The following is a 7,700-nucleotide window of genomic DNA, read 5'->3' on the forward strand; positions in this document are numbered from 1 at the left end:
ATCCGCTACAATCGCTTGTGCATCAGGTAACTTGGCAATCAGCTGCGGTGCTACAGAACAATCATTCACTTCTCCACCAGTAATCTCAAACTCAACTGGTAAACCACAACCATCAACCGCCAAATGAATCTTTGTGGTGTTTACCCGCACAGAATCTCTTATAAATGGAATTCCAGCATCCAAACACTTCAGGTAAGTCTTGCCACGGACAACCAACCCGCATTCGGTATAGCATACCTTCTACTGTCATGTGCAGATTGCGCTTGTTATAAATCGCTTCTTGACGCAGAATCTTCTCTAGCTTCGGCCAGAACTCATCAGTGAGCATCAGTCGGGGCATCGCAAACTCATTTTATTAGTGGTGTGAGAACCGCAATATTACGAGTTTGCTTTCTATTTATGAAATAACTTATCTCAAAACGTCAACAGACCCTAGAGCAGGAGTTTCCAAACAGCTTCTAAGATAAATTATAGCCCTAGCACGAAAGAGGCTATTAGGATTAATATTGTAAGTTACTCACACTAGCAAACTCCAATCTATTTAGAAAAAATATGAAAGTTTGGCCTGGACAGCCTTATCCTCTGGGAGCCGTTTATGATGGCTCTGGAACGAACTTCTCAGTATTTTCGGAAGCCGCCGAACGGATCGAACTGTGCCTTTTTGATGAGAAAGGAAAAGAGAAGCGCATTGATCTACCGGAAGTAACGGGTTATTGCTGGCACGGCTATTTGCCATCCATCGAGCCGGGCCAACGTTACGGTTTTCGCATCCATGGACCTCGGGATCCTGTCCATGGTCAGCTTTGTAATCCTGCCAAGCTACTGCTTGACCCATACGCTAAGGCAATCAATGGACAAATCCAATGGAATGAAGCTGTTTTTCCATACCGTTTTGGCAAGGGTATAGAAGTTCGCAGTAACACCAATAGCGCCTCATTCATGCCGCGCAGCGTGGTACATCAGCCCTATTTTGATTGGGGTGGGGATCGTAGATTGCAAATTCCCTGGCATGAGACTGTCATCTATGAGACCCATGTCAAAGGCCTCACTAGCCGGCACCCAGACATCCCACCTGAGATACGAGGCACTTACACCGCTCTAACCCACCCAGCAATGATTGATTATTTTAAACAGCTTGGGATAACGGCAATCGAACTCATGCCAATCCATCACTTCATCCACGATAACCACTTGGTAGAGCAAGGTTTGCGAAATTATTGGGGGTACAATTCTATTGGTTACTTCGCGCCTCATAGTGAATATGCATCCCAAAAACGCCCCGGTGCAGCTGTGGCTGAATTCAAACAAATGGTCAAAACATTGCATTATGCTGGAATTGAGGTCATTCTGGATGTGGTTTACAACCACACGGCAGAAGGAAATCATCTCGGTCCGATGCTCTCTTTCAAGGGAATCGATAACGCATATTATTACCGACTTTGTGACGATCGACGCTATTACAAAGATTACACTGGCACCGGTAACAGCCTGAACATGCGCAATCCCTTCGTGCTACAACTCATCATGGATTCTCTACGCTACTGGATTCTGGAGATGCATGTGGATGGATTCCGTTTTGATCTGGCTGCCACTTTAGCACGTGAACTGCACGATGTGGACCGCCTTTCCGTATTCTTTAATATCATTCAGCAAGATCCGATTATCAGTCAGGTCAAGCTCATTGCGGAACCTTGGGATGTCGGAGAAGGTGGATATCAGGTGGGTAACTTCCCCCCGGCATGGAGCGAGTGGAATGGGAAATACCGCGACTGTGTACGTGATTTCTGGCGCGGTGAGAACCAAACGCTCGGGGAGTTTGCCTCTCGCTTTACCGGCAGCTCCGATCTTTACGAGAAAACCTCTCGCCTGCCCTATGCCAGCATCAACTTCGTCACCGCCCATGATGGTTTCACTTTAAATGATCTCGTTTCCTACAATGAAAAGCATAATGAAGCCAACAGCGAGAAAAACCGTGATGGTGAAAACTACAATCGTTCGTGGAATTGTGGCGTGGAAGGCAAGACAGACGACCCAAAGGTACTTCAGTTACGCAAACGCCAGAAGCGAAACTTCCTTGTCACGCTATTCCTTTCGCAGGGTGTGCCGATGCTGCTTGGAGGTGATGAAATCAGCCGTACGCAACAAGGTAACAATAATGCCTACTGCCAGGATAATGAGATCTCCTGGTACGATTGGGAAAATGCGGATAAAGACTTACTCGCTTTTTGTCAGGAACTCATCGAATATCGCAAAAACCATCCTGTTTTTCGTCGTAGACACTGGTTTCAAGGTCAGCCCATTCATGGCAGCGAAGTAAAGGACATTGCCTGGTTTACCTTAGAAGGTACGCAGATGTCCGAAAAAGATTGGGGCCTAGGATATGCCAAGTCCCTTGGCATTTTCTTGAATGGAGTGACGATCCCGAACCCCTACCCGCGCGGTGAGCCGGTAAAAGACGACAATTTTTATATAATTTTCAATGCTCACCATGAAGCGTTAATTTTTACTCTCCCCGGAATTAATTGGGGGACACTTTGGATAAAGGAGCTCGACACCAATGTTGGCTGGCTGGAAAATAAAGAATCACTTAAAGCAGAAAACCAGATCAAAGCGGAAGGCCGCTCTGTGGTAGTGCTGCGTCATGCATCTTGAGTCAATCGCCAGTGATTGATTACAGTTGTCGTATGACCTTGATCCTCAAATGCCACCCCACCTATCCCGCATTAATGATGATGACCATGGTTATGATCGTGCATTAGATCATCATGATGCGTATCTACTAGTGCGGTATATCGTTCAGTAGTCATCCCATGGAGTTTTTGAAGAAAAGCAGTGATTGCCCAGATAGTTTCATCATTATGCGTAGGCCCCCAAGCGGGCATAGCAGTCATTTTGATGCCATTCTTGATTGCCCAAAAGTATTTTTTGGAGAGAGATGATTTCTCTCCCTCATCAGTTACGGGCACTCTTTCATAAAATAGTGGCGCCTGCGGATAAAGACCAATTGCCAGTTCGGTAGGTTGTTTGCCAGGCGACAAATGACATTCGGTGCACATGGCATGGTACTGCTTGAAGCCTTTTTCAACCATAGCGGGATCATCCAGTACTGGAACTTCCATTTCTTTTGCGCGTGCTTTTATCGAGCTATCACGAACCCAGCTGATCAGCTTTTCTGTGATCGCCCAATGTTTATCGGTAGCAGCTATGTTGTAAGCGCCAGAATTTAATGCGATAAATGTAAGCACGAGTACTGTCAGTGAAACGATGATAAGTAATTTCATTTTCATTCCTCCTATGGTTATTCAGAACGATACATGATGATCTATAACAATAAAGTATCACATCGGCTCAAGCTTCGCGACCCAGATTAATTTAAATTTTATCAATATTATTTGCTACAGCACGATGTCAGATTTGCTTTTAATCGTGCTAGCACGGCTGATTGTTATCACCCTATTTCAATAACAATGTCAATCAGACCAAGATATGCTATAAATGTTTTATCGATAAAAAGCAGACCATCGGGACACACCAGCACCATAACAAGAACATCGGACACTAAACCCCTACCACACAAAATAAAACGCGAAGATATCGGTTCTTTTCTGCGTTAGGTGTATAGATTCTAGATAGATTCTAGAACGCTGTGAAGTACTGAAATTTATGGATAATAACCACTCAAATACAGTTAAACTGCTGATTCTATTCATTGTGTCTGGCTTATAGCGTGATAAACTTATTTTCTACCTCCACGATAATTTTTCTTGACAACGATTTATAATTTTGCTTGACAACGATTTATGCTAAGCGCACCATGTAATCACAATGGGTGATTAAGTCCATTGAAATTTCTATTCTTTATAGATTTTCACTTACCCCATTACTTTCTTCTTTCACACAATAGGAGAATTTCAGATGAAAACTATTACCATCGAAACCCCTCTTGTTTCCGAATGTAGCGTGATCGAATGCGCATATAATCTCAAGCGTAATTGCCACGCACGTGCCATTACTATCGGAGACGGTGTACACCCTAGCTGCGACACATTTTTCATCAACAAGAACCATACCAAAGCCGCCATGCGCGCGGCAGGAGTTGGAGCTTGCAAAGTTGCAGCATGCAAGTTCAATGATGACTTTGAATGCATGACCGAGAACATCCAGGTTGGTCGCAGTACGGACGAAATTAGCTGCCTCACATTCGCAATGCGCTGATCCCATCCTCGGAGAAGAAGGATTTCAGCGGCCTGTCTCATTGATAAGTTCTCATCCAATGCTAATTGGTATGCTGTGACATATCTAGCTAGTTGTCCGTGCACAATGATAGGTAAGATGTTGGAAGTTAATGCGCACTTGTAATCTAACTTAGTGCAGGATATTCAGTCCAGAATAAACCTTCAATTTTCTCCACTTCAGATCTGGGGGTGGAATAAAAAGTGAGAAACAAATGCCTTCCAATACAGACTCTCAAAGCAATGCAGAACGGTTGCTTGGCATCGTGCGTAGCCTTGCCCATGAGCTGCGGCCACATGCACCCGCTCCAAAGCATCTTGGGTTGGATCATTCGTTGGAGCGCGACTTCGGCCTAGACAGCCTGGCGCGTGTGGAGCTGCTAAGCCGCATCGAGCGAAAGCTGGGTGTAAAACTTGGTGAAAAAGCACTAATCGACGCCGAAACACCGCGTGATTTGCTTAAGCAGATTGCAGGCACTATTACTGCCGAAACACTTACTCCAGCTGAAACAGCAAAGCTTACAGAAATCCAGGTATATCATCCGCCGGAAACCGCATCTACGCTGATTGAGATACTAGACTGGCGTGTCGCGAGACACCCTGAGCAGGTCCATATCACCCTTTATGACGAAGAGGAGCATACCGAAGACATTACCTATCGCATGCTGCAGGATGAGGCCAAAGCATTGGCTGCTGGCCTGCAACAGCTTGGGCTAGGCCCTGGCGAAAAGATAGCAATCATGTTGCCCACTGGGCGTGGATTCTTCGCAGCTTTTTATGGCGTGCTCTATGCTGGCTGCGTACCGGTACCGCTGTACCCGCCGGGGCGTCCTTCGCAAATCGAGGATCACATGCGGCGTATCGCCGGCATCATCGCTAATGCTCAAGCCAGCATTCTTATCACGGTTGAGCAAGCCAAACCACTGGGACACTTGCTGCGCGCGCAATGCGAATTACTTCGCATGGTCACAACCGTCACAGATTTGTCTATCCGTGGGGCATACCCCCCTTCTCCGAAGTTAGAACCACAGAGTATTGCGCTACTGCAATACACTTCTGGCAGTACCGGCAACCCCAAAGGAGTGGTACTAACCCATGCCAACCTGCTCGCCAACTTGCGAGCGATGACGCTTGTTTCAGGCATTACTGCCGCAGATACTTTCGTCTCATGGCTGCCGCTCTATCACGATATGGGGCTGATCGCCGCCTGCATGGGTAGCCTATATGTCGGATTCCGACTGGTGCTGCTCTCACCGCTCAGCTTCCTTGCCCGGCCGGCATGCTGGTTATGGACGATTAACCGGCATTCTGCCACAGTTTCAGCAGCTCCTAATTTTGCCTTTGAGTTATGCGCCAACAAGCTTGATGATCGTGAGCTGAGTGGTCTGAATCTTAGTTGCTGGCGTCTGGCCTACAACGGAGCTGAGCCAATCAGCATGAATACGATAGATCATTTTGTTGCACGCTTTGCTCGCTATGGTTTCAGCCGTACCGCCATGACGCCTGTTTATGGTCTGGCAGAATCGTCTGTAGGACTGGCTTTCCCTCCAGCAGAACGTGGGCCGCTGGTTGACCATGTGGATCGCGCTGCGCTCACACGCTCGGGTATCGCGCGTTGTGTGCAGGCTGATGACCGCTCTGCGCTGCACATCGTTTCCTGCGGCCTACCATTACCTGGTCATCAGATACGCATTGTCGATGCTGAGGGGCAGGTACTGCCAGAACGTACTCAGGGGCGCGTGCAATTCTGCGGACCATCAGCGACCAGCAGTGGTTATTTCCGCAATCCCGAAGCGACAGCACGCCTGCTCGACGGACAATGGCTTAATAGCGGCGATATGGGTTACATTGCGGCTGGCGAACTGTATCTCACTGGACGCGAGAAGGATATCATCATTCGTGGTGGGCACAACATTTACCCGCAGGAACTGGAGGAAGCGGTAAGTAAAGTACGTGGCATACACAAAGGTGGGGTAGCAGTTTTTCCAGCCAGCAATACGTACGCTGGTACGGAACGCCTGGTAATACTTGCAGAAACACGCGAAAGCAGTGCTAAGGAGCGAGAGCGGATAGTGACCGAAATCAACAATCTCGCCGTAGACTTGGTAGGGGCGCCAGCAGATGATATCGTGCTGGTGCCGCCGCGCACGGTGCTGAAAACCTCCAGTGGCAAAATTCGCCGTACTGCATGCCGCGAGCTTTATGAACAAGGCTCGATCAGCAGCACCCTACGGCCACCATGGTGGCAAATGATACGCCTTGGAGGTGCCGCAGCTAGGGCGCGGGCTATGCGTTTGTTGCGCCGTGGTGCTGAATGGGTATGGGGGGTGTGGGCTTGGGCAGTTTTTGTTGCTATCGTACCCTTCGCATGGCTGCTGATCGTGTTGGTACCCGGACTGACTCTGCGTCGGCTCATCGCTCGGGCAAGTGCGCGCCTGGCTGTTACGCTAACCGGCCTGAGGCTGCGGGTAGAAGGCTTGCAGCATCTCGATAACAAGATACCCATGATTGTGGTAGCCAATCACGCCAGCTACCTGGATGCACTCTTGCTTACTGCAGTACTGCCTGCTAGATTTGCCTACGTAGCCAAGCAAGAATTACTACGCAATCCGGCAGCCGCTATCCCATTGCGCCGACTGGGCGGCGCATTTGTTGAACGTTTCGATGACGCACGCGGTGTGGAGGATGTACGTAAGCTGGAGGAGCGGGCGCGCGCAGGTGAATCCATAGTTTTTTTTCCAGAAGGCACATTTCGGCGCGAAGCCGGGCTGATGCCGTTCAGATTGGGAGCGTTTCTGACTGCTGCACACACTGATATCCCCGTACTACCGGTCTCCCTGATCGGCACTCGCACCATGCTATGCGCTGGACAATGGCTGCCACGCCGCAGTGAGTTGAAAGTACTGATTGGTGCACCCTTGCATGCAGCAGGAAATGACTGGCAGGCAGCATTGCGACTACAAGAAGCAGCACGCCGTCAGATACTGGCAGAGCTGAACGAACCTGATATTATCACTGCCAGTAGATCAAAGCCATCAAGTGAAAATTTCCATTAATGCTGGCGGATTAATCAGTCATCCCTAACAAACCTTCATAATTGGCATAAATATTGACGTTCGCAAGTATTTAGCAGTTATTGAATTTGCCAGAATAGAAGCTGCTAACCCCCTATTTTCTGGTGAATTTGATGAAGATAAAGAAGTAAGAACTGAGCTCATATGATGAGCTTTTTTGTATGAAACTGGAGCAGATGCTGAACTAGTGTTTAATTGCATTAATAGCATATATTATTTGATTTATACTAGGCATTATGCCTAGAAAAGCGATAAAAATCACTCTTACAGAAGAACAAAGAGACCGTCTGGAGAAAATCGTGCGAAGCCATAGTGCCGAGCGCAGGATGGTTGAGAGAGCCAGAATCATCTTGGCCTGCGCTGCAGGTAAGCAGAACCAAGTAGTTGCTGCAGA

The 7,700-nt window shown here is 48.0% G+C and carries 4 protein-coding genes and 1 pseudogene; 3 read left to right on the forward strand and 2 right to left on the reverse strand.

The window, feature by feature from the left end; translation table 11 throughout:
• A pseudogene (locus tag R2Q26_RS14900) lies at nucleotides 1-340 on the reverse strand (transposase); the annotation flags it as partial.
• Nucleotides 341-552: 212 nt separating this feature from the next.
• On the opposite strand from R2Q26_RS14900, the gene glgX reads away from it, so the two are divergent.
• The gene (glgX, locus tag R2Q26_RS14905) at nucleotides 553-2,652 is read left to right on the forward strand and encodes a glycogen debranching protein GlgX (protein ID WP_317537013.1); all 2,100 of its coding nucleotides are present in this window, start codon (nucleotides 553-555) and stop codon (nucleotides 2,650-2,652) included.
• A 71-nt stretch (nucleotides 2,653-2,723) separates the two neighbouring features.
• Here glgX and R2Q26_RS14910 read toward each other — a convergent pair whose 3' ends face one another.
• Nucleotides 2,724-3,281: a cytochrome c gene (locus R2Q26_RS14910; RefSeq protein ID WP_317537014.1), complete on the reverse strand. Its 558-nt coding sequence runs from the start codon at nucleotides 3,279-3,281 to the stop codon at nucleotides 2,724-2,726.
• Between the two features lie 634 nt (nucleotides 3,282-3,915).
• Between R2Q26_RS14910 and R2Q26_RS14915 the strand changes: the two genes are divergently transcribed.
• Together R2Q26_RS14915 and R2Q26_RS14920 are read left to right on the forward strand one after the other, a co-directional pair.
• Complete coding sequence (locus R2Q26_RS14915) at nucleotides 3,916-4,215, forward strand: DUF1540 domain-containing protein (RefSeq protein ID WP_317537015.1); 300 nt, start codon at nucleotides 3,916-3,918, stop codon at nucleotides 4,213-4,215.
• Between the two features lie 232 nt (nucleotides 4,216-4,447).
• Complete coding sequence (locus tag R2Q26_RS14920; protein ID WP_317537016.1) at nucleotides 4,448-7,288, forward strand: AMP-binding protein; 2,841 nt, start codon at nucleotides 4,448-4,450, stop codon at nucleotides 7,286-7,288.
• The last annotated feature ends 412 nt before the right edge of the window (nucleotides 7,289-7,700 follow it).

This window comes from Nitrosomonas sp. Is37 (assembly GCF_033063275.1).
Lineage (GTDB): Bacteria > Pseudomonadota > Gammaproteobacteria > Burkholderiales > Nitrosomonadaceae > Nitrosomonas.

Excerpts from the sequence above, each read along its gene's own strand:
- R2Q26_RS14910 (WP_317537014.1), bottom strand. The coding sequence starts at position 3,281 with ATGAAATTACTTATCATCGTTTCACTGACAGTACTCGTGCTTACATTT.
- R2Q26_RS14920 (WP_317537016.1), top strand. The coding sequence starts at position 4,448 with ATGCCTTCCAATACAGACTCTCAAAGCAATGCAGAACGGTTGCTTGGC.
- R2Q26_RS14915 (WP_317537015.1), top strand. The coding sequence starts at position 3,916 with ATGAAAACTATTACCATCGAAACCCCTCTTGTTTCCGAATGTAGCGTG.
- glgX (WP_317537013.1), top strand. The coding sequence starts at position 553 with ATGAAAGTTTGGCCTGGACAGCCTTATCCTCTGGGAGCCGTTTATGAT.